Genomic DNA, 22,221 nt, shown 5'->3' with positions numbered 1-22,221 from the left:
CGTTGGATGAGTCGGAGAGATAGCCGATGAGCCAGCAGAGCCCAGCTGAAAATCGCTCCCATATCTGGTTGCAACGCCTGAAAGAGTACGAAAAGCGTCTGGGCGACAGTCGTGGTCTGGTGGTGGAGGGGCGGCTCACCCGCATGGTGGGGTTGACCCTGGAGGCAGTGGGTTGCCGCGCCGCGATTGGCGGCCAGTGCGAGGTGGTCAGCGCCAGTGGTGTACACATCGAGGCGGAGGTGGTGGGGTTCGGTGAGGAGAGTCTCTATTTGATGCCCACCGGCGATATCCGCGGACTGGAGCAGGACGCCCGGGTCATCCCCACCGGGCGGGTCTGTGAGGCGGTGGTGGGCGATCATCTGCTGGGGCGGGTCATCGACGGCGCCGGCAAGCCACTGGATGGCAAGGGGCCGCTGCGCAGCGATGAACGTCGTCCGCTTACCGGCGAGACCTTCAACCCGCTGGCCAGGACGCCGATCCGCGAGCCCCTCGACGTGGGGGTGCGGGCGATCAACGCCCTGCTCAGCGTTGGCCGTGGTCAGCGCCTCGGATTGTTTGCCGGTTCCGGCGTTGGCAAGAGCGTGCTGCTCGGCATGATGACCCGCTACACCAACGCCGATGTCACCGTGGTCGGTCTGATCGGTGAGCGCGGCCGCGAGGTGAAGGAGTTTGTTGAGAACATCCTCGGTGAGGAGGGGATGAAGCGTGCAGTGGTAGTGGCGGTGCCGGCGGACAATCCGCCGCTGCGGCGTCTGCATGGCGCGATGCTCGCCACCAGCATCGCCGAGTACTTCCGCGAGCAGGGCAAACATGTGCTGCTGTTGATGGATTCACTGACCCGCTTTGCCCAGGCGCAGCGGGAGATCGCTCTGGCGATCCACGAACCCCCGGCAACCAAAGGCTACCCGCCTTCGGTCTTCGCCAAGCTGCCGCAACTGGTGGAGCGCGCGGGCAACGGCGATACCGGCAGTGGTTCGATCACCGCCTTCTACACCGTGCTGGCGGAGGGGGATGACCAGAACGACCCGATCGCCGACGCGGCGCGGGCGATCCTTGATGGACACATCGTGCTGTCGCGCCGCCTGGCGGATGCGGGGCACTATCCGGCCATTCGATATCGAGGCCTCAATCAGCCGGGCGATGAACGACATCACCAGTTATGGTCATCAGGATGCGGCGAGATCATTTAAGCATCTCTACTCCCTCTATCAGCAGAATCGTGATCTGGTCAGTGTCGGTGCCTATGAGGCGGGTAGCAATGAGCAGATCGACATGGCAATTGCGGCGATGCCCGCACTCAACGATTTCCTGCGTCAGGATATGTACACCCCAGTCAATCTGGAAGAGAGCCTGGAGGGTTTGGCGGCGCTGTTTCCTCCAGAGCAGGATGGGAACAATGATCTGATCGCGGGGCTGGAGCAGCAGCAACCAGGGTCAGAGACCCCTTAAGTAGTGAGGTAGGATGTCATGTCTCCATCAAAGCGACTCAAACCGGTACAGCGAGTGGCCCACTCCCGTGAGCAGGTGGCGGCCCGTAATCTTGGTATCTCACGTAAGGTCTTGCAGGAGCAGCAGAACAAGCTGGAGCAGCTACGCCACTACCACCAGGACTACCTGCAGCGCTTTGAGCAGGCCGCGCGCAACGGTATTGCGGCTGCGCAGATGCAGGAGTATCGCGCGTTTATCGCCAAGCTGGATGAGGCGATCCGCCGGCAGGAGTCGGTGGTTGCCGCTAGTCAGTCTGAGCACACAGCGAAAAAGAGCCACTGGAGAGAGAAACACAGCCGCACCCAGGCGTTGAATAAGGCGATCGACCGCTATCAGATTGCTGAGAGCAAGAACGAGGCGCGTAGTGAGCAGAAAGAGAGCGACGAGCTGAGTCAGCGCCTTGGCCGTGAGGAGTGAGGCGCCTGGGCTGATTACTTCAAGCCCTGCTGCCCTCCCGCAACTCATCCTCCTCCATAGGGGTGCCGTTTGGCGAACTCAGTTCAAACTGGTTGATCATGCGCCGCAGGCGCGGGCGGGAGATGCCGAGGATCTCGCAGGCCCGCCCCTTGTGCCAGTTGTTGGCGTCAAGCACCCGCTGGATATGGGCCTTCTCCATCTCCTCCAGACTCCACCGCTCCAGCGGTTTGCCGCTGGCTTGTGGTAGGGGCGGGTTCAGCTCCGCCTGTTGGCAGATATAGTCGGGTAGCAGATCGCGGGTGAGTTTGTCGCCGGGGGAGAGCGCCACGCACTTCATCAACAGATTCTCCAGTTCACGCACATTGCCGGGCCAATGGTAGGCCTGCAGGCAGTCGAGCACCTCTTTGGTGATGTGCGAGACGTTGCGCCGCAACTCTTTGTTGATGCGCGCCAGCAGGGTCTGGATCAGGTCCATCAGATCCTCCTTGCGCTCGCGCAGTGGCGGCAGATGGATGTTGATCACCTGCAGCCGGTAGAAGAGATCCTCCCGGAAGTTGCCGCGCTGCACCTGCTCAGAGAGATCGAGATTGGTGGCGGTGATCACCCGTGCATTGGTGGTCTGGGGCTGCTTGGCGCCGAGTGGGGTGAACTCCTTGTACTGTAGTACCCGCAACAGCTTGGCCTGCATCGAGGGGGAGAGCTCGCCGACCTCGTCGAGAAAGATGGTGCCGCCGCGGGCCAGTGCAAACTTACCCTCCTGGCGGGAGACTGCGCCGGTGAAGGCGCCCTTTTCATGACCGAACATCTCCGATTCGAGCAGGGTCTCCACTAGTGCGGCACAGTTGACGGCAACAAGCGGGCCGTCCGGAGAAGCGCTGGCGCGGTGGATGGCGCGAGCCACCAGCTCCTTGCCGGTACCAGAGGCGCCGGTGATCAGCACTGTGGCTGGGCTCTTCGCCACCAGCCCGATGGTCTTGAAGACCTCTTTCATGGCACGGCTGCGGCCGACCATGGTGAGCGGGTGGCCGCCCGGCTGGATGCTTTTTTCGGTATTGACCAGATCGTCGTTGTTATCGCTGTTGAGCTTGTCGATCGACGCCTCCAGCTCATCGATATCGATCGGTTTGTGGATGTAGTCGTCGGCGCCCTTCTGCATCGCCTCGATGGTGCTTTCCATATCGTGGAAGGCGGTGATCATGATGATGCGGGTGGTCGGCAGAGCCTGTCGGAATTCGGGCAGCCCTTCGAGCCCTGACTTGCCGGGCATGCGGATATCGAGGATCACCAGTTCAGGTGCCTTGTGCAGCACCTGTATCAGCCCCTCGTCGACGCTGTGCGCGATCCCGACCTGGTGTCCCTGGGTCTGCAGGTGCAGTTGCAGGGTACGGCAACTGGCGACGTCGTCATCCACAATGAGAATTTTGCTCATCTCTCCTCTTCCTCAAGCTGAGAATCTCCGGAGTGCTCCGGTGATTGAAACGAAGTGGGCAGGACAATTGATGCACAGGCGCCCTGCGGTTCGTTATTGTGCAGCATGATGCTGCCTTTATGTTGTTCGATAATGCGTTTGACGATCGCCAGGCCAAGACCGGTCCCCTGGGCGCGGGAGGTATAGAAGGGATCGAACAGCTTAGCTGCAATCTTCGGGTCGATACCGCAGCCGTTGTCACAGATATCGATGCGCAGGCCGGTACCACGTGGACCGAGTTCGATCATCACCTCGATGATGATCTGGGGTTTTTCTGCACAGGAGGTGGCTTGGGCGGCGTTGACGATTAGGTTGGAGAAGACCTGGCGCAGCTTGTTGGGGTCGGCGTAAACGGTGGGCATGCCCGGCTGATAAAAGGTGTGCAGGTCGACCTTGAAGGTGTCGATCTTCTTCTGCGCCAGACCGATGGCGGTGTCGATGATCTTCTCCACGCTCAGCCATTGGGGTTTGATGGCGTCGGGACGGGAGTAGGTCAGCATGTCGGAGAGGATCTCCTCCATGTAGCGGATCTGGTCGAGGGCGATCTGCCGCAGCTCGCTCTCCTTCGAATCATCGCTGTTGTCGCCCGATTGCTTGCCGAGGATCTGCAGGGTCATCTTCACCGATGAGAGCGGATTGCGCAGATCATGGGCGATCATGCTGGCCATCCGGCCCATTGCCGCCAGAGTCTGGGCGTGGGCCAGCTCCCGATTGCGTTCCGCCACCTCGGCCTCGAGACGCTTGCGCTCGGTGATGTCCTCCTTCACCGCCAGATAGTGGGTGATTTCGCCCGCAGCGTTGTGGATTGCGCTGATCGCAGCCGACTCCCAGTAGAGTTCGCCGTTTTTGCGCCGGTTGTGGAACTCACCACGCCACTCACCGCCGTCACTGATCGCATCCCACAGGGAGTGGTATTCGTCGGACGAGGTCTCACCAGACTTCAGTACGCTGGGATTCTGGCCCATCACCTCAGCGGCGGGGTAGCCGGTGACCTCGGTAAACTTGGGATTAACGTATTCGATCTCCCCCATGGGGTTGGTGATCATGACGATGCTGGGGCTCTGCTCTACCGCCTGGAAGAGTTTGTGCAGCTCCTCTTCGGCGTGGCGTTTTTCGGTAATGTCCTCGCCGATGCCGGTGACTCCGATCACCTCTCCCTCGGTGTTGTAGGAGAGGGTGTTGTTCCAGGCGATCAGCCGCAGTTCGCCGTTGCGGGTCTTGACCTGGGTCTCGGTCAGGGTGGGAAACTCCTGGGGGTCGCCCATCGCTGAGAGTACATCGGTGATCTGATCGGTGGCGTCTTTCGGCACAAACCGTTCGATCCAGCTGCTGCCGACCAGTTCATTCTGGTTCCAGCCAGTCAGTCCCAGAAAGTGCTTGTTGCAGAAACGGATGTGCCCCTGCCGATCGAGGGTGACGGCGGCCAGTTCGATGTTCTCCAGGGTGTGGCGGAAGCGCTTCTCATATTCGCTCTGCGCCTCGGCGCGCCGGTGCCTCAGATGGGAGTAGGCGAGCAGCGCTGAACCGAAACTGATCAGCAGGAACATCGCTAGATAGAGCGCCAGGTGCTGTCTTAAAAAGCCCGGCAGGCTGGAGTAGATATCGCTGGGGGGGATGCGGGAGATGATCTTCCAGATCCGGCTACTGGTAGATTGGAACTTCAGCGGCTGATCAAGCAGTGGCAGATCACTGCTGGCGGCGCTGTTGACCGGGTGTACGGTATGAAAGGTGAAGAGCCCCTCTGGGTTGGCAAACTGCCCCTGCTGCTGGCTGGAGATGATCCGCCAGGCGGCAGGGTAGCGCTTGCCAAAGGTGGTGTTGCGGCCCAGCATGAAACCCCAGGCGTCCTCCGGGTTGGGGCTGCTGAGCCAGTAGCCTTCCTGGTTGACCAGCTCGGTGTGGTCGGCGATGTTGGCCGCCGCGTGGGTGAAATTCTGGATCAGTCGCTCGCCCAGGTAGTTGAGCAGGATGATGCCGCGTTTGACGCCGTTACGGTCGAAGATCGGGGTGGCAAAGCGCATCATCGGTTTGAGCGGATACTCGATTTGCCCCCCCTCCACATTGAGATCGAGCGGTGAGATGTAGCTGGCCCCCTCCGACAGCTCAATGGCCTGCTGGAAGTAGTAGCGATTGCGTTTATTCTGCAGCTCTTCGTCGGGCAGGATGCGGGGATTACCGCCGTTGAAGTTGACCCTCACCACCTCCAGGCCGTTCTCGTCGAGGAAACGGATCTGGTCGTAGAGGCGTTTTTTCTCGGCGAACACCTGAAACTCAAGCCCGATCAGCCGGGCCAGCTGCTGTGGCGACATCTCGAACACATGCTGGCGCTGGATGTGCTCCACTAGAAAGCGCAGATCGCTCAGTACCGCGCTGATATCTGCATTGATCATGCGCCGAGCCAGCCCCACATTGAGGGTCTCGCTGGACTCCCGGCCGCTCCGTTCGGTGGCGTAGACCGTGTAGTAGTGCATCATTCCGACCACCACCAGCACTCCCAGTAGCGGTAGAAAAACCTGCAGAAACCCCTTAAACAGGCTTAGCCGGGAGAGCGTTCGCGGTGGCGGGGTTATCGGCATTCACGCTCCAGATGCCGGCGCAGGCGTTGTAGGTAGTCATCGAGGGGTTCATCACCCTCCCGCGGCACCAGAAAGGTGATGCGGGCGGCGATAATGTAGGGACGGCGGGACTCCTCCCCGGCGGGGGTGCGTTCGGTCAGCACCTGGCGCGCCAGCCGCAGGGTCTGGTCGGGATCCTCGCAGTGACGTGGCAGAGTGATGTTACGGGCATACCACTGGGCGCTGATCGAGATGCCGAGCAGGATCAGCAGCACCGCTAGGATCAGCCGCCAGAGTTTGAATTCGCCGGCCGGCTCGGATTGGGTCACAGGATCATTCATCGAGCTGCTCTCTTTCAGCCAACCGTGGCGGGCCGGTAGCTGAAGGCCTGGGCGCCGCTCTCTGATCGGCTGCTGTGGAGAATCTGCTGTGCCGTGACACTGCCTTGCACAATTCGGTCACGTACCGAGACACCGTCTAGATAGTTGCCGACGAGGTGTAGGCCGGGGAGTGCCTCGACACGCGCTCTGATCTGTCGACTGCGCTGCAGATAGTCACCGTGGTAGAGCGGCAGGGCGCGCGGATGGTGCACCAGCCGCAGATAATCGGGCTCGCCGCGCAGACCGATCAAACGTCGCAGATCAGCTAGGGTATAGGTCAGCGCCTGTGCTTCGTTCCAGTTGCTTCGCTCAGGATGACGCGCCCCGCCGATGTAGCTGGTCAGCAGCACCTGGCCGCTCGGGGCACGTCCCGCGAACAGACTACTCATCCAGAGATTGCCGTTGAAACTCAGCCCCTCCCGGCGCGGCGTGAGGAAGCCGCTGCCGTCGAGCGGATGGCTGATCTGTTTACGGGCCAGGCCCAGATGGAGTACCGACAGCGGCGCGTATTCGATTGCATCCAGCAGCCGGGCGAGTCTCGCATCCTGCCCATCCAGCAGCCCGGCGGTAGCGTCGGCGGGGGTGGCGAGCACCAGCTGATCGACCTGGCGGCTCAGCTGCGCGCCGCTGCGGTCCGTGGCGCCGACCTGCCAGCCTGTGCCGCTCAGTTGCAGAGTGGTGGCACGGGTGCCAGACAGCCGTTTGATCAGTGGGTGGTTGGCCAGCTGTTCGACCAGTTTGCCCATGCCTCCCTGGAAGGAGAAAGCTTCGGCGCGGTTGGCACGCCGCCGATGCAGTAGTCGATTGATCAACATGCCGGCGGTGATGCTGCCGTAGCGTCGCTCCAGCGCGGTCATGCGCGGCAGCACGCTGGCGGCATTGGCCTGCTCCGGATCGGAGGCGAGGGTGCCGGCCACGTAGGGGTCCATCACCTTCTCGAGGATCTCGCTGCCGAAGCGACGGCGGATAAACTGGCTCACTGTCTCCTGCTCATCCCCGCCTCTGGCAACCAGCAGTTCGCTGGCCATGCGCAGCTTGCCGCGCCAGCTCCACAACGGTGAGGCGAGCAGTGCCGGCACCTGCATCGGCACCTCGCAGAGCCTGCCTCCCTGGACCACATAGCGGCGCATATCGCTGCCGCGGGAGCATTTTTGCTCGCTCAGTCCGGCAGCGTTGATCTGTTGGTCCACCTCGGCGCGGTAGTTCATCAGGATGCCGGCAGCGTTTTCCGTGAGATAGCCCGACTCCCGGTGGCTGCGGATCTTGCCGCCGAGGCGCTGGTCGGCCTCCCACAGCTCCACTGGAACGCCGCTGTCGGCCAGCCAACGGGCGGTGGAGAGACCGGAGATGCCGCCGCCGATGATCAGGATCTTCTGTTGGTTCACTCTTTCAGCTCCCGCTTCATCCGCTCGATCAGATCGTGGCCGAGGGTGCCGAGGCCACTGCCGTCGGGTGCCTGGTGGCCCTCCACGTAGTCGCGGATCTTGGAGAAACGCTGCTCCGCCTGGGGGTTGTCCTGCAGTCGTTTGACCTGTTGTTTGGCGACGGCGAAGGCGTCGAAGTCGAGGGATGTCATGCCCATGCCCTTCATCCGCATCACCGCCCGCATCATCGCCCGGTTGCGGTAGCGGGTCAGGTCGTTGCTGCCGATCACCGCCAGGCTATCGCGGCGGGCGCCGAACTCGGCGGCCTTCTTGATGCCTGCGCGGACGAATTCCGGCGCCGATTTGACTCGCGCCAGCGCCTCTGGCGACCACTCGACCCCGGCCAGCAGGGTGGCGGTCACCGCCTCCACATCCTGCAGTTCCACCTGTTGGGCGTGGCGGCGTTTCACCTCGCGTTCTGCTGCCGCCTCCATGGTGGGTTGCACAAACATTCTTACCTGGGGCGCCTTGTCGGCCAGCGCCTCGGCAAGATGCTGCTCTGCCGCCTCACTCCAGGGGAAAGCGCGTTTGGCTGCATCTTCCGATTCAAGCCGCTGTAATAGTTTGATGTTGACCTCAAACCGGCCCTCGCTGCGCGCCACATCCTCGNCCACCTGCTGTACGCCGGACTGCAGGAAGGGAGGCAGCTGGTCGAGATAGGCCTGGGCCTCGCCGGTCCAGGGTAGGGAGGGGGCCTCGGAGATCGATTTGGCGCCGGCCTCGGCAATCGAGGCGATGTTGGCGGGGCGGCCCGGCATGCCCTTCTTGAAGCGATTCTTCGCCAGGGTCGCCATGTGTGCCGGGGTGACCAAGGTTTCGCCTTGCTCCCGTACATAGGTCTCGGCGCGCTTGCGCACCATCTTGCGCAGAAAACCGGGCACCCGAGAGAGGCGCTGCTGCGCCTCTGGTGACCAGCGGATCTCATCGCTGAGCTGCGGGATCAGCGGCTGGATGATGCCGCCGCCTTCGGGACGATAGTCGCACCAGGGGTCGGCGTCCATCAGGCCGTTGCCCATCGCCACTGGGCGGGCGCGGCAGCCGCCGCAGAGCTTCTGGTATTCGCACTTGCCGCATTTGCCATGCAGCTGCGGGTTGCGTAGCTGCTGGAAGGTTGGTGATCTGTCCCAGATCTGCCAGAAACTTTCCTGGCGGATCGAGCCCTCTTCCGCCTCCAGGTAGGGACAGGCGGTGACCGCACCTTCGGGGGTGATGCGACAGTAGTGGATACCCGCCAGACAGCCGCCGCCCTCGTAGCCCTGGGCGCGGGTCAGCGGTGACTCCGGATCGTGCTGGTAGGCGATGCGTTTGTAGTGGGGGGCGCAGCGGGCGCGGAGCAGCAGATCCTTGTTTGCGTCCTGTGCCTCGACCAACTGCTGCAACACCTGTTCGTAGCGCTGTGGGGTGATGTCGGACATCGACTCACCGCGTCCGGTGCAGACCAGGAAGAAGATGTTGAGCACGTGGGCGCCGGCGGCTTTGGTGAAGTCGACCATCGACTGCACCTCGTCGGCGTTCTGCTCGGTCACGGAAAAGTGGACCTGAAATGGCAGGTCGGCCTGTCGGCAGAACTCCATGCCGGCCAGGGTTTTCTCCCAGCTGCCGGGACAGCCGCGGAAGCTGTCGTGGTGGTTTGGATCGAGGGAGTCGAGGCTGATACCCATGCCCATCGCGCCGGCCGCTTTGAGCGCGGCGACGCGCTTTTCGTTGAGTAGCACACCGTTGGTGCCGACTACCATCGCCAGGCCGAGCCCGTTGCCGTGGGCGACCAGCGCTTCCAGATCGCGGCGCAGCAACGGTTCACCGCCGGTGAGTACCACCATGGTGTCGTCGCCCCGCTCGCGGATCTGATCGAGCAGTGCCTTCACCTCGTCGGTGGTCAGCTCAGCCTCGCTGCCTGCCTCGCGGGTCGCTGCGTCCATGTAGCAGTGGGCGCAGGCGAGGTTGCAGCGGCGGGTGAGGTTGATGGCGATGAGAAACAGATCGTTCATCGCATTGGGCTCACTGATTACGGGAGTCGTTGGGATCGAGGTGGAACACGCCGCGTTCCGTCCAGACCTGCTTGACTGCATTTACCGCCCGCGTATCGACCCGTTCATATCCCTCGCGTCTGGCCCAGCCTTCGATCTCCTGCACCAGCATGCCGCGTACCATGTCGGGGGCGCGGGCGATGCGTTCGCGGGCTGTTTCGTCCCAGGGCATGCTTTCATTGACCTGGCTGGAGCCCTGCTTGAAGGTGGTCATTACCTGCTGGATGAAGTCGCTGTCGATCTGCTCAAGACCACGTTGCGTGGCGATGGTTTCGGCAGCCTTCATGGTCATCTCACGGCAGAAGCCGGCAGGGACGCTGTTCATGCTCTGTTGGGCTTGGTCGCTCCAGTTGAGGTTAGGTTTTTTCTCTTCCTGCTTGATTGGCTTTGCCGGTTGCGCCCGATGGGCGAAGGGGCAGGCGCTCTTTTTCTTTTCCGGCAGGCTGGCAGCGGGCTGTTTGTCGCCCTGCATCTGGGCTTCCATCGCCTTGCGCGCCTCGGCCAGTCCCGCTTCAGCGGTTTGCAGGCTGACCTCACTCAGCCCCTGGGCGCGGGCATAGTCCTCGATGCGCTGTTTGGCGGCGTCGCGCATGAAGCCTTCTGGCACCCGCATCAGACGCGCCAGTGCCGCGGCCTGCCAGTGGAGATTAGAGGGAGCTGCCTCATCTGCTTGGGTGGCCGAGGGAGGGTGACCATAGGCAGAAGAGGCAGCTCCGGAACTGTGTTGGCTGGGATCATCCAGAAAGGCCTGCAGATGGTGGATGGCCACTTGGCGCTTGCCTTCGCTACGGGCCTTCTTTTCGGCTCGCATGCTGAGGTTACCGCGCAGAGAGAGGTCATCGATGGTCAGCAGCAGTGCCTTGGCATCGTCGTTCCAGCGTATTGCCTCTTCTGCGTTGGGTTTACGTTTCAGCTCGCCCTTGTCGTAGGCCTCTACGATCTCGGCCATTGCATCCTCAGCGTGTCCGGGCATCAGCTGAGCGGTGGCCTCTTCGACAATGCTCTCGGTGATCACGGTGTGGCCGCGTTCCTGAGCGTAACGCAGGATAGCCATGCGTGCCATGTTGCGCACGAAGGAAGGCACGCGGTTCATGCGCGTCTCCGCTTCGTGGGTCCATGAGGTGGTGACGGCGGCGATCTTCTCCACCGGTGGCTGGTATTCGCGCTGACTCAGCAGGATGGCACAGTCGCAATCGTTGAGCAGTGCCTCGGTGTTGCCGCCGATGTCGAGCCCCTCATCGGCATGGATGCCGAGCTTGCCAATTATCAGCAGGGAGGGTTTCTCCCGTTTCAGATAGCGGTCGATGACGTCGTTGGGTTTGCCGTCGAGCAGTGTAGTCTCGACCTCGATACCCTGGTCGGCGGCGACCTGTTTTGCCACGTCGAGGTGGCCCTGGTAGATCTTCGCCAGACCCGAGTCGATGATCTCTTCGTGCAGTTTCTCCTGCTCCTGGAAGCGGAATACCTTGCCCGCCTCTTCGGAGAGCACGCCGGCGATACGGTTGAAGGCGACATAGTGGTAGTAGGGGTCGAAGGCGGAGATCACCTTGACCGGCACCTGCCACTGCTGCGCCAGGCTGAGGGCGGTGAGCAGGCCGCCGTAGGATTTGGCGGAGCCGTCCACCGCGACCACGATTGGGCCGTTGGCGATGGAGCGTTGCGGCTCCTTGATCACCAGGGTGTCGATCTCGCTGCGGCGGCTGACACGCTGACAGACGGTGCCAAGGCGGCTGCTCTTGACCGCACCGAGCCCCAGTGCGCCGATCACCAGCAGGTCGTAGTTGCCGCTGTTGGTCTCGTTCACCAGCTCGCGGTAGTTCTTGCCCTCCAGCGAGCGGCGTCTGAGTTCGATGTTCTGTTCTCGGCTCTCGCGCTCAGCCTGATCCAGGTAGGAGTCGGTGATGATTGAGAGGCCACGGGTAATTAGGTCATCATGCACATCGCGCTGGCGCTCCAGCTCCTGCTCTTCGCGGAACTGCTCCGGCAGACCACCCTCCATCTGGCGGAAGCGCACATCGTGCAGCTTGGCTGCGTAGACGTGGGCAGCGGTGAGATCGCTCTGCCAGATCGATGCCAGGGCGACGGCCTCGCTAGTGCCCCGGTTGGCGTGGTCGGAAGAGTCGACTGCGAGCAGGATCGAGCGGTATTCCGGCAGCGGCGCAGTCTGCGTGGGTTGGGTCTGTGCTTGCGATGACATGGTATCGGGTCGTTTTGCTGTTGGTCGTTATCAGAAGGTAGATAACGGGTCGCAGGGATCGCCCCGCAACCCGTATCAGGTTTTTGTTATTGGTTGAGAAACCAGTAGACAACGATGGAACCAATCACCAGTGCGTTGATGATGCCGGCGATGATCGCCATGTAATCAAGCGGTGCCAGATTGAATCGTTTCAATAGCGCCATGGCCTGGTTCTCCTCTGTCTTACTTGAAGGTGAAGTCGACGGTTGCGGTGCCACCGGCTTCAACCGTGACCTTGCCCTTCTGGTTCTTCAAAAAGCCGTGCCAGGCCTTGATCTTGTATTTACCGGGCGGTACGTCCTTGATCTCAAAGCTGCCGTCTGCTTTTACCTTGGCGAAGTAGGGGTTCTTGGCAACGAAGACAAAACCGTGCATGAAGTCGTGGGCGTCGCACTCGACCTTCATCGCCGGCCCTTTCTTCATCTTGATGGTGCTGGTGACGGTATTGGGTTCAGGCTGGGAGATGTTGGAGATGGTCTTTTTCGGCCCTTTGGCGTCGCCGCGGATCAGCTCGTAGGTGTGGATGTTGTGCAGGATCGGATCCTTGTTGACCGCGTTGAGCTTGGAATTGTTGCGCATCACCTGCATGAAGGGTTTGAACTCACAGCCCTGCTGATCGATGGTGGCGTCCGAAACGTCGGCGGGGAAGGGCTTGCCGCTCTTGACCTTGTCGAGATAGACCACAACGTCCATCAGCTTGCCGCCTTCGACCCGGACATAGTCGATCTCACGGGTACCGGTACCGCAGACGTCGTTGTCTTTGCTGATCTTGTAGGTCTTTGGCGCTAGGTCCTTGCCGGCAAACGTGATAGTGCCGGTGATGGTGCCGCCGTTGCTGACAGTGCCTTCCTTGTAGGCCGCCTGGCTTGCCAGGGGTAGGGCGCAGAGGCCGGCGATGCTGAGCGCGGTGATCAACTTCTTCATGTGCTGAATCTCCTGTGGAGTCTGGTTGGTGGATCAGGCCGCCTGCTGCGGCTGAGCCTCTTGGGAATGGGAAACAAACAGCTCTTCGAGCATTTCGATGACAAAGCGCCGCTCAGCGCTGGAGTCGACCTCGGCCAGCCCCTTGAGTAGGCGTTGTGCGCTGGCTTCGGCGTCGATCTGACGCAGTATCTTGCCGATTGGACGTGCATGTTCGCCGCTGCCAAGGAAGGCGGTGGCAATCAACCTCTCGATGGTGTCGGGGATCTCATCTGCCAGTGCTTCGAGCTGCAGCAGTTCGCTGAGTGCGTTGGCGGCAGTGATGCGCACCCCGTTCTTTTGGCTCTGCAGCATGCCTTTGATCTTGCGGACGATCGTCTTGGGGGAGACAGGCTTGGTCACCATGTGGTCCGCCTCAACCGGGTCAGAGCCGTGCAAGGCGAGGTTCGTGAGGGCGCGGATCGCCTCGATCTTGGTCTGGGTGAGGTCAGACTGCAGTGCATCCAGCAGCGGCAGGATCGCCGCCTTGTTGCCGAGATAGCCGAGGGCGCGGGCGCAGGCGATCTGTTGATCCTCGTCGCCCAGGCCGAGCTGGGTGATCAGGGAACCCATGGCGTTCATCAGCCCTGGGGCGTCGCGGTTGAGTTTGGCGGCCTCGGCGATGGCGAGTGCGGCTTCATACCTGATCTCGTTGTTGTCGTCGTTGAGTGCCTGAAGCATCGCGGCGATGGCCCGTTCATCGGTCTGCTTCGTCAGCACCCGCAGGCCGAGAATGCGCAGATCGTCTTCGAGCGGGATGGTGCGGCGATTTTTCTTCATTCGCATGGCGGTGCGATTGTTTTGCTCCACCAGTTTGAGGAACTCCTCGGTCTCCTGGTCATACTCGGGCGCTGCGGTCGGCTCCTCCTGGCCTATGCCCAGGGTTGCCTCCACGTTGTCCATGGCGATGGCATCGAGGGTCGAGATCGCCTTGTTGACCTCGCCAACCTCAACCACTCTGCTGGGTTGCTCTGGCAATTGCAGCGGTTCAGTTGTGGCAGCCTCTTCTGTTGCTCCGGTGATCTCTGCCAGGGTGCTGGTCGCCGCCTGCTCATCAGAAGCGGTCTCATCTTCGGTCTGCTTGGGTAGGGTCTTGTCGGCCTCGGGGTCGAATTCGACCGTCTGGCTAATGGGCGGCACCTCACTCTCTTCCGGTTTGATCAGTTCGCCATTGATCGCAGCCAGCACAATATCGAGTGGACGCTGTGGCTGCTGATCGGTTGCCTCATCTTCCTGAAGCGGAAACTGTTCAAGATGGCTGAGTGCGCCGAGTGCGGCGATGCGTACCGCCTGATCCTTGTCGAGGACAGCGCTCTTCAGGACATCGATGATCGCTCTATTGTTGATGCCAAAACTGCGCAGGGCGAGGATCGCATGGCGCCGGGCCATGGAGTAGATGGTGTTGTTGCCGACCATCTCGATGAGCGGCTCGATCGACTCGCTGGCGCGGTTGGCGGCGAGCAGATCGGCAGCAGCAGCGGCGGTATTGAAGTCGCTGTGACTCAGGTTCTGTTCGACCAGTTGGCGTGTTGTTTGCTCCAGTGCCTCCGGCTGGATCAGCCCGCTGAGGGTCTTGAGAGTGGTGGTTCGCACCAGGCTGTTTGGGTCGACGAGCAGGCTGCTGCTCTCCTTGAGCAACAGTTCGGGATCGCCCTGGCTGGCTGCAAGCCGGCTGCTGGCCTCCACCGCAGCGGAGCGGACATCTTCGTCTTCATCCCGCAATAGCAGCACTATTGCGGACAGATAATGGTGGGCCTCTAATTTGGCGAGGGCGGCGGCGGCGGCGGCGCGTACCTCGGGGGCCTTGTCACGCAGGCTCTGACCGATCTTGCTGCTGGCATCCGGCGAGCCGCTGCGGCCAAGGGCGGTGACGGCACGACGACGGTGCATCGCGCTAGGCGATTTGAGCCGCTCGCAGAGTACTTCAAAGCCTCGCTGCTTGATGCTGGAGAGGGCGTGGTAGATCTCGGCATCTATGTCCTGGCTGGCATCGCTGTCCATGATGTCGACCAGCAGCTCAGTGGCATCCTCGATGCCATATCTGCCCAGTGCCTCTACCGCGGCAAGCTGGACATCCCACCATCTATCCCAGTCGTCTTCCCACTCAATGGCTTCGGGACGCTCCACTGCAATCTTCTTTAGTGCATCGATCGCTGCTTCGCCGCCAAGCATGCCAAGCGCGCTGGTGACTGCGGTGCAGACCTCGCCACTCTCTTCTTTCGACAGAGAGTTCAGCAGTGGTGGTACGGCTGCCGGGTCGCCAATCCGCCCAAGGGCTTCGGCGGCGTCGACGCAGACGTCGATATCCTCGTCGGTTAGATGCGCGATGAGCGTTTCAACTGCATTTTGGCTGTGCAGGGTGCCAAGTGTTCTGGCGGCATAGCAGCGGTCGGCTTCATCGCCGTTTTTCATCAGTTCGATGAGTGCCTGTTCGGTTTTTGATCGCATATTCATGGCTGGCCTGGTGGAGATGAATCTTTCCTTTGCTAGCAAATACGGTGCCAAAGCGCTGGGGCGGTAGGTAGTGGTGAGTGGAGCATTATCCCGTTCAAAATGGCCGGCCGCATGGAATGAGATGTTTAGATCGTAGCCTCAAGAGGTAGAAAAATGAACAAATCGTTCAATTTTTCTCGGTGAGATTGTTTGTCCTCTGGTGTGTCGGTCGGCGCGTGTCTGAGCGGAAGCTCGGCAGGCTGGGTTGAAAAAATTGATGCAGTTTTGCTGGAGCGGCTGAAAGAATCGTTCATTTATTTTCTGTAGAGGGTTTGAGGGGGATCGAAGTTGCCTGCATGAAAACGGAGCTGGAGTGGGCTAAATGGTTAAAACCACTGTAATCCAAGGGGTTGGCGTGAGGGTTTTGAAAGGGTGGTGCTTTGGCTTGGTATTTGCTTGCTAGGCGGGAGCTGGGTTCACGGTCACTGGGGAAGGGGTATTTCAATATGTCTGAGAAAGAACAGCACTCTGCTTCGGCTAAAAATTGGGGTCCAAAGTTATTTGCCTCCGTCCTGGTCGGAGTGCTGGCATTCTTCTACTGGCTGCTTATCTATTCCGGCGGCGTTGTGGTCCACCACGGTTAGGAGAGGGAATATGAGCGAACAGAAAAAACTCGGAATGCCTGCCACCCTGCTTATCTGGGGGGCTGCCTTTGTTGCAGTGCTGGTAGCGTTTTACGGGCTTGATCAGATGATCATGAGTATCCAGGGCTTGCCCCTGAACGTGGATCTGACGCCCGCTGGTTAGCGGCAAGGGGAATCGATAATGAGGCAGATGAGACTGCGTAGCCTGTTTGAAAGGGTGAGTCCCGGGCTGCTCCGGAGGGTGCTGGTGGTTCTGCTGTTTGCCGTCGGGCTCTCCGCTGCCAGCGCAGGCATGGCGGGTGATGGCGATATTGCGCCGATCGGCCGGGTCCACGTTGAGGGGATGGATTTTACGCCAGCGGAGGATCTGGCTGCTGCCGAGTCCGATGAACCTGAGCTGATTGCTGCGCCCCAGCCAAGCCGTGGGGATTATCCCAACATCGGGGTCAGCAGCCGCGCGGTGGTGTGGATTCTGGCGCAGATGCACCTGTTCTTTGGCGCGTTGGTGTTGGCGGTGCCGCTGTTTGTATTGGTGATCGAGCTGGTTGGCGTGACCAGCGGTGATGAACGCTACGACAGCATGGCCCATGAGTTCATGAAGATCAGCCTCACCGGCTTCTCGATTACTGCTATTTTCGGCGGTTCCCTGGCCCTGGCGCTGTTTCTGCTCTATCCCGACTTTATGGGCTATATGATGCATGTGTTCGGCGCCCAGTGGCTGGTCTATGCTGGACTGTTTTTTCTCGAGAGTTTCTTCCTCTACACCTATTATTATGGCTGGAACGCGATGCGTTACGGCAACGCCAAGTGGGTGCATCTGTCGTTGGGTCTGCTGCTGAACGGCGCGGGCATGACCATCATGGTGATGTCCAACTCCTGGGCCACCTTCATGATGGCCCCCTCCGGCGTCAACGAGGTCGGCGCGGTGATCGGCAATATCTGGGAGGTGATGAAGGGGCCTTTGTGGAACCCGATCAACCTGCATCGCTTTATCGCCAATATCGGCTTCGGTGGCGCGGTGGTTGGGGCCTATGCGGCTTATAAGTTCCTCAGCACCAAGGACCCAGAGAAACGCGCTCACTACGACTGGATGGGCTACACCTCCAACTTTATCGCCATCCTTGCCTTTCTGCCGCTGCCCTTCGCCGGCTACTGGCTGATGGCGGAGATCTACGCCTACTCCCAGCAGATGGGCATCACTGCCATGGGCGGCATCCTGGCCTGGCTGTTTATTGTGCAGGCGGTGCTGATCGGCACCATCCTGCTGGCGGGTAACTACTACCTCTGGGCAGGCATGTCTCGCACCGAGGGATCGGAGCGTTACAAACCGCTGATCAGCCTTATCGCGTTTGTGCTGGTGGTCTGTTTCCTCACCTGGGTGACGCCGCATACGCTGATCCTGTCGGCGTCTGAGATCGCCCAGCTGGGTGGCAGCCACCACCATCTCCTCGGTCCGTTGGGGATCATGCCGGCGAAGAATATCGCGGTGAACCTGATGCTGATCGTCACCTTTCTCTCGTTCCAGCTCTATCGCCGCTCCGACAAGGTGGCGACGGTGGCCTGGGCGCCGATCGGCAATGCGTTGATGGTGGCGATCTATGTGGTGGCGATAGCTAATGTCATCTTTCTCGGCGTCTACTATGGCTACTTCACCAACACCGTCTACAAGGTGGGTTCCTCGGTGGCTCAGGTGTCGTCGACGCTGGTGGTGATCATCTCCGGTATCGTCATCGACGCGCTGATGTTCAAGAACGCCAAGACCCTGCCTTCGCACTGGGGCAAGATCCCGGACCGCGCTCAGTATGCCCTGTTTGCCCTGCCGATCGCTTTTACCTGGCTGATGGGTCTGATGGGCTATGTGCGCTCCTCGGTGAAGACCCACTGGCATGTCTATACGGTGATGAAAGACAACTCACCGGATAATTTCATTCCGACTATCGGTTACGCGGGCAATATGATCACCATCGTTACTGTGTTGTTTCTGCTGTTTGTGCTGTTCATGTTCTGGGTTGCCAATCTGAGCGGTACCAAACAGGCCAAACCGGTAGCCGCCTCCGAAGGAGGTGCGGCATGAATGTCTTTGCCAAGACAATCGGTTTCAGCTTGGGGCTGACCCTGGTGTTTACCTCTGTGACCCAGCTGTTGCCCCAGGTGGAGGGCGAAGCTCCAGTGGAGAGGAAGGTTGATCTGGGTTCCCTGACGATGGATGACTTTGTTGCCATGGGTGAGGATCTGTTCATGAACAAGGGCACCTGCACCCTCTGCCACAAGCCAGCCCCGTTGGGGCGTGCGCCGGACATCCAGGGCATGGATATGGTGAGCATCTCGGCTAAACGACTGGCCGATGAACGCTACCAGGGCGAGGCGAAGGATGCGGCGGGTTACATCCTTGAGTCGATGCTCGAGCCGAGCAAGTTTGTGGTCGCTGGTTGGGGCAAGAAGGGCTCCAACGACACTGTTTCGCCGATGCCCCACATCGATAAGCCGCCGATCCAGCTCTCTGCGATGGAGATAGATGCGGTCATCGCCTATCTGCAGGCGAAGGATGGCAACGAGGTGACTGTCTCCCTGCCATCGCCTGAGGCGGCGGCGGAGGTTGCCGCAGCCGCGCCAGCGGCTGGTGGGGCTGCCCCCGCGCCGGCGGTGACCGCCGAAGAGGCGCTGGGCAAGTATGCCTGCAGTTCCTGTCATGCGATGGACTCGGAGGATGTCCTGGTGGGGCCTGGATTGGGCACAATCGGGGCGCGTCTAAGCGAGGCGGGGATCCGCCAGAGCATCGTCGATCCAGCGGCGGTCATCGTTGAAGGTTTTCCGCCGGCGATGCCCCCGGACTTTGCGGAGAAGATGACGGTGAAAGAGCTACAGATGATCGTGACGTTTCTGGCGGAGAAAAAATAATGAAGTCATTCAGGATCCCCGCATTCTGGCAGGCGGTGCTGGTCATCGTCATCGCCTACCTGGTGTTTGATAATGCCTTCCCGCCGCTGCTGCCGAAGACGCTGATGATCCAGTACATGATCATCACGATCATTGGCGTGCTGCTCTACTTCTCGTGTGATGATGCCCGCTGGACGGAGTTTCAAGCGCCGGTTCTCGCCACGCTGCGCAATGATAATCTGATGGTGGTGCGCTGGGCGCTGCTGATCATCATTCCGGCGATCATCGGCTACACCGTCTATGGCATGGTGAAGCCCTCCAACGAGGCCCCGGTGGAGCTGCGTCAGGTGCATCCGGCGCCACCTGCGTCGGTGAAGGCCTATGGCAAGAGCTTCGATCTGGCCTTGCTGGAGAATCCGATCCGCGAGGAGATCATTAAGACTCTGAGTTCTGACAAGGAGGCGGGTTGGGAGAAGTACAAAGAGGCGGTGAGCGCAGGCGTGATGTCTACTATCAGAACTGTTTCTATTGCCACGGCGATCTGCTGAACGGCCAGGGCCACTACGCCCAGGGTTTCAATCCGCAGCCGATCAACTTCCAGGATCCGACCATTATCCCGCAGCTGCAGGAATCGTTTCTGTTCTGGCGTATCACCACCGGTGGTCCTGGTCTGCCGAAGGAAGGCACGCCCTGGAACTCGGCGATGCCGGTCTGGCATGAGATGCTCAGTGAGGAGGATGTCTGGAACGTCATCACCTTCCTCTTTGATTACAACGGTCAGGTGCCACGCATCTGGGATCCGGCAGTCTCCAAGCAGGTCACCGGGATGAAGGATCAGGTGCTGGCGCAGCGTAAGCAGATCCAGGGCCAGGAGCTCTATGAGTTCCGCTGCCAGGTCTGCCACGGTGAGCAGGGGGCGGGTGACGGTATCGCCGCCGAGCATATGTACCCAAAACCGCGTGATTTTTCCCTTGCGCTGTTTAAATACAAGACCTCGCCGGGCACCAAACTGCCACGGGATAAGGATCTCTTCAACACCATCAAATTCGGTCTGACCGGTACCGCCATGCCTGGCTGGGGACCGCTGATGACCGACGAGCAGATCCGCAGTCTGATCCCGGTGATCAAGCGCTTCGATATCACCTCCGCCTGGCCACCGGAGGAGGCAGATGAGGATGCCTTCGACGATGACGGTCACTACACCAAGGATGACTTCAGAAAGATCACCGATGTGGAGCCGTTGGCAGGGCAGATCCCCTACAGTGAGGAGTCGGTGGTGAAGGGCCGCGAGGCCTTCCTCAAATCGTGCAAGGAGTGCCACGGCAAGGAGGGCAGGGGCAATATCGTCTCCGGCAAGAAGTTGGAGGACGATTGGGGTAATCGCATCTGGCCTCGAGACTTGACCAAGCCTTGGACCTGGCGCTCCACCCAGTCGACCGCCGCTGCTGAGCAGGAGCGGGATGAGACCATCAAGGCGATCTACACCCGTCTCTCGATCGGCATACCCGGCACGCCGATGCCGGCCCACCGGGCGGTGGAAGAGGGCAACAAGGATCCGGTCAGCCTGGAGGATCGCTGGCATATCGCCAACTTTGTCTACAGTCTGCGCGAGACCACGGTGCAGCCTAAGGACGGCGCGGTGGTAACTGGCACGAAAGTGGAGGGTGATCTGCCCAGTTCAGCGGAGGATGCGCGTTGGAACAGTGCCAGTGCGGTCACCCTGCATCTGGTGCCCAATATTATCAAGGAGGATCGCCTCTTTACCCCGCTCAACGACGCAGTGACGGTGCGTGCGCTCTATAACGACCAGGAGATCGCCTTCCTGCTGGAGGTGGATGACCGCACCGAGAGTCGGCCGGGTATCGACTACTTCACTGATCTGCAGGATGAGAGCAAGGAGATGCACTCGGATGCGTTTGCGATCCAGTTCCCCTTGGAGGATGCCTATATGTCGTCACCGATGGTGGAGAAGCCGCTCTACCGCCACGGTGACAAGAGTCATCACACTACCATCTGGTACTGGAATGCCGGCAGCGTCGAGCCGAAGCGCGAGGCCCAGGCGATGCTGCTGGAGGGCAGCGGTCCGGATGCCAAGCTGAAGTTTCGCGAGGACGACAAGAGTCTGAAGGCGAATGGCAGCTGGAAGAATGGCAAATGGCAGGTGGTGATGCGTCGTCCGCTGAGCGGGGGTGAGCAGGGGGATATCGACTTTGCCGAAGGGCAGTTCATGCCGATCTCCTTCGCCAACTGGGATGGTAGCAACGGCGAGGTGGGCTCCAAGCATACTTTGAGTACCTGGTACTGGCTGTTACTGCCGCCGGAGATCGACTACGTCTATATTTACGGGATGCCGTTGGGTGTGGCTCTGCTGGTCTTCCTGGCTGGCATTTTGCTGGTCCGTTCACAGCGTCGCAAGACTTAAACGACTAACATAGGATCCATCCTCCTTTGGGATACCCCAGTTAACCCGGATACGCCATTTGGTGTCTCCGGGTTTTCTTTTTCTGGCAGGCCGGCAGTGAGGATGATCAATGGTGATGATTGGCAATGACCGGATGAGCGACTTCGGGTAATCTTGAGCTATTCCAATAGGTTATTTAGAAGAGGTTATGAATATGTCTGAAAGACTCCCCATGTCATTGTTTTTCTGCCTGTTTTTTCTTTCGCTCAGTGCCTTTGCCGGGGCTGAGGCGCCTAGGCAGGATGAGGTGCTGGAGCAGGTTGAGGCCCCGCCGGGTGGGGATTTTGTGCTCGATTCGGTCAATGGGCCGTTGGATACTCGGCAGCTTCCGCGGCAAGTCGATCTTCCTCTATTTCGGCTATACAAGATGCCCCGACGTCTGTCCGACATCGCTCTCTTTTCTGACCCAGGCGCTCAGTGAGTTGAGTGATGAGGAGTTGCAGAAGACGGTCTCGATCTTTGTCAGTGTTGACCCGCAACACGATACAGTGGAGTCGCTGGCCGACTATGTGGAATATTTTCACCCCAATCTGATCGGTGTGACGGGCACGGAAGAGGCCGTGGCGAAGGTTGCCAAGCAGTATGGCGCGCAATACTACGAGGTGGAATTAGAGGGCTCGGCCTTCGGTTACGCGGTTAATCACTCTGCCGCCACCTACCTGATCGCCCCGGATGGAGAGTTGCGATTCATCTTTCCCCATGAGACGCCGCCCGAGGTATTACTTCAGGCGGTGCGCCATCTGAATGCCGGTAACTGATTCCGTAACTATTCAGCTCTTGCCAGAGTCAAGAGCTGAATAGTTACCTGATTCCTTCCAAAACCCTCCCTTCCAACGCTATTAACCCGGTAG

15 protein-coding genes and 1 pseudogene are annotated in these 22,221 nt (G+C 60.3%); 8 read left to right on the top strand and 8 right to left on the bottom strand.

The window, feature by feature from the left end:
- Positions 1-26: 26 nt before the first annotated feature.
- Together fliI and fliJ are read left to right on the top strand one after the other, a co-directional pair.
- A pseudogene (gene fliI / locus RIFP1SYM_RS10810) lies at positions 27-1,449 on the top strand (flagellar protein export ATPase FliI).
- A gap of 18 nt (positions 1,450-1,467) precedes the next feature.
- On the top strand, positions 1,468-1,905 hold the full coding sequence (gene fliJ / locus RIFP1SYM_RS10805; RefSeq protein ID WP_005964215.1) for a flagellar export protein FliJ: 438 nt from the start codon (positions 1,468-1,470) through the stop codon (positions 1,903-1,905).
- Positions 1,906-1,924: 19 nt separating this feature from the next.
- Here fliJ and RIFP1SYM_RS10800 read toward each other — a convergent pair whose 3' ends face one another.
- From RIFP1SYM_RS10800 to RIFP1SYM_RS10765, 8 genes are all read right to left on the bottom strand, one after another.
- Complete coding sequence (locus tag RIFP1SYM_RS10800) at positions 1,925-3,334, bottom strand: sigma-54-dependent transcriptional regulator (protein ID WP_005964213.1); 1,410 nt, start codon at positions 3,332-3,334, stop codon at positions 1,925-1,927.
- Complete coding sequence (locus tag RIFP1SYM_RS10795) at positions 3,331-5,949, bottom strand: PAS domain S-box protein (protein ID WP_005964211.1); 2,619 nt, start codon at positions 5,947-5,949, stop codon at positions 3,331-3,333. The genes RIFP1SYM_RS10800 and RIFP1SYM_RS10795 overlap by 4 nt, the downstream gene beginning before the upstream one ends.
- Positions 5,940-6,269 (bottom strand): hypothetical protein, encoded by a 330-nt coding sequence (locus RIFP1SYM_RS10790; RefSeq protein ID WP_005964208.1) that lies wholly within the window; start codon positions 6,267-6,269, stop codon positions 5,940-5,942. The genes RIFP1SYM_RS10795 and RIFP1SYM_RS10790 overlap by 10 nt, the downstream gene beginning before the upstream one ends.
- Positions 6,270-6,283: 14 nt before the next feature.
- Positions 6,284-7,693 carry a protoporphyrinogen oxidase gene (gene hemG / locus RIFP1SYM_RS10785; RefSeq protein WP_005964204.1) on the bottom strand — a complete coding sequence of 470 codons (1,410 nt, stop codon included), beginning with the start codon at positions 7,691-7,693 and terminating at the stop codon, positions 6,284-6,286.
- Positions 7,690-9,720 (bottom strand): radical SAM/SPASM domain-containing protein, encoded by a 2,031-nt coding sequence (locus tag RIFP1SYM_RS16485; protein WP_240992087.1) that lies wholly within the window; start codon positions 9,718-9,720, stop codon positions 7,690-7,692. Before RIFP1SYM_RS16485 ends, hemG begins: the two co-directional genes overlap by 4 nt.
- A gap of 10 nt (positions 9,721-9,730) precedes the next feature.
- Positions 9,731-11,956 carry a universal stress protein gene (locus tag RIFP1SYM_RS10775; RefSeq protein WP_005964197.1) on the bottom strand — a complete coding sequence of 742 codons (2,226 nt, stop codon included), beginning with the start codon at positions 11,954-11,956 and terminating at the stop codon, positions 9,731-9,733.
- Positions 11,957-12,178: 222 nt separating this feature from the next.
- On the bottom strand, positions 12,179-12,919 hold the full coding sequence (locus RIFP1SYM_RS10770) for a carboxypeptidase regulatory-like domain-containing protein (protein WP_005964192.1): 741 nt from the start codon (positions 12,917-12,919) through the stop codon (positions 12,179-12,181).
- A gap of 33 nt (positions 12,920-12,952) precedes the next feature.
- Positions 12,953-15,409, bottom strand: a complete 2,457-nt coding sequence (locus RIFP1SYM_RS10765) for a HEAT repeat domain-containing protein (RefSeq protein WP_039960319.1) — start codon at positions 15,407-15,409, stop codon at positions 12,953-12,955.
- Positions 15,410-16,042: 633 nt separating this feature from the next.
- Between RIFP1SYM_RS10765 and RIFP1SYM_RS18135 the strand changes: the two genes are divergently transcribed.
- The 6 genes from RIFP1SYM_RS18135 to RIFP1SYM_RS10745 all read left to right on the top strand — a co-directional run bounded on the left by RIFP1SYM_RS18135 (position 16,043) and on the right by RIFP1SYM_RS10745 (position 22,128).
- Positions 16,043-16,195 carry a hypothetical protein gene (locus RIFP1SYM_RS18135; protein WP_006473894.1) on the top strand — a complete coding sequence of 51 codons (153 nt, stop codon included), beginning with the start codon at positions 16,043-16,045 and terminating at the stop codon, positions 16,193-16,195.
- A gap of 18 nt (positions 16,196-16,213) precedes the next feature.
- Positions 16,214-18,106, top strand: a complete 1,893-nt coding sequence (locus RIFP1SYM_RS10760; RefSeq protein WP_081417741.1) for a cytochrome ubiquinol oxidase subunit I — start codon at positions 16,214-16,216, stop codon at positions 18,104-18,106.
- Positions 18,103-18,930: a c-type cytochrome gene (locus RIFP1SYM_RS10755; protein WP_005964184.1), complete on the top strand. Its 828-nt coding sequence runs from the start codon at positions 18,103-18,105 to the stop codon at positions 18,928-18,930. The genes RIFP1SYM_RS10760 and RIFP1SYM_RS10755 overlap by 4 nt, the downstream gene beginning before the upstream one ends.
- On the top strand, positions 18,930-19,457 hold the full coding sequence (locus RIFP1SYM_RS16480; RefSeq protein WP_005964180.1) for a hypothetical protein: 528 nt from the start codon (positions 18,930-18,932) through the stop codon (positions 19,455-19,457). The genes RIFP1SYM_RS10755 and RIFP1SYM_RS16480 overlap by 1 nt, the downstream gene beginning before the upstream one ends.
- Complete coding sequence (locus tag RIFP1SYM_RS10750; RefSeq protein WP_139042120.1) at positions 19,376-21,331, top strand: c-type cytochrome; 1,956 nt, start codon at positions 19,376-19,378, stop codon at positions 21,329-21,331. Before RIFP1SYM_RS16480 ends, RIFP1SYM_RS10750 begins: the two co-directional genes overlap by 82 nt.
- 341 nt (positions 21,332-21,672) lie before the next feature.
- Complete coding sequence (locus RIFP1SYM_RS10745) at positions 21,673-22,128, top strand: SCO family protein (RefSeq protein ID WP_240992086.1); 456 nt, start codon at positions 21,673-21,675, stop codon at positions 22,126-22,128.
- Positions 22,129-22,221 lie beyond the last annotated feature (93 nt).

The organism is endosymbiont of Riftia pachyptila (vent Ph05), assembly GCF_000224455.1.
GTDB classification, from domain to species: Bacteria; Pseudomonadota; Gammaproteobacteria; order Chromatiales; family Chromatiaceae; genus Endoriftia; species Endoriftia persephonae.
The sequence above is the reverse complement of the archived record's forward strand: the minus strand, read 5'-3'. Positions and strand labels throughout refer to the sequence as shown.

Excerpts from the sequence above, each read along its gene's own strand:
- RIFP1SYM_RS10775 (WP_005964197.1), bottom strand. The coding sequence starts at position 11,956 with ATGTCATCGCAAGCACAGACCCAACCCACGCAGACTGCGCCGCTGCCG.
- RIFP1SYM_RS10770 (WP_005964192.1), bottom strand. The coding sequence starts at position 12,919 with ATGAAGAAGTTGATCACCGCGCTCAGCATCGCCGGCCTCTGCGCCCTA.
- RIFP1SYM_RS10790 (WP_005964208.1), bottom strand. The coding sequence starts at position 6,269 with ATGAATGATCCTGTGACCCAATCCGAGCCGGCCGGCGAATTCAAACTC.
- RIFP1SYM_RS10765 (WP_039960319.1), bottom strand. The coding sequence starts at position 15,409 with ATGAATATGCGATCAAAAACCGAACAGGCACTCATCGAACTGATGAAA.
- fliJ (WP_005964215.1), top strand. The coding sequence starts at position 1,468 with ATGTCTCCATCAAAGCGACTCAAACCGGTACAGCGAGTGGCCCACTCC.
- RIFP1SYM_RS10745 (WP_240992086.1), top strand. The coding sequence starts at position 21,673 with ATGGGCCGTTGGATACTCGGCAGCTTCCGCGGCAAGTCGATCTTCCTC.
- RIFP1SYM_RS18135 (WP_006473894.1), top strand. The coding sequence starts at position 16,043 with ATGAGCGAACAGAAAAAACTCGGAATGCCTGCCACCCTGCTTATCTGG.
- RIFP1SYM_RS16480 (WP_005964180.1), top strand. The coding sequence starts at position 18,930 with ATGAAGTCATTCAGGATCCCCGCATTCTGGCAGGCGGTGCTGGTCATC.
- RIFP1SYM_RS10800 (WP_005964213.1), bottom strand. The coding sequence starts at position 3,334 with ATGAGCAAAATTCTCATTGTGGATGACGACGTCGCCAGTTGCCGTACC.
- RIFP1SYM_RS10755 (WP_005964184.1), top strand. The coding sequence starts at position 18,103 with ATGAATGTCTTTGCCAAGACAATCGGTTTCAGCTTGGGGCTGACCCTG.
- RIFP1SYM_RS10760 (WP_081417741.1), top strand. The coding sequence starts at position 16,214 with ATGAGGCAGATGAGACTGCGTAGCCTGTTTGAAAGGGTGAGTCCCGGG.
- RIFP1SYM_RS10795 (WP_005964211.1), bottom strand. The coding sequence starts at position 5,949 with ATGCCGATAACCCCGCCACCGCGAACGCTCTCCCGGCTAAGCCTGTTT.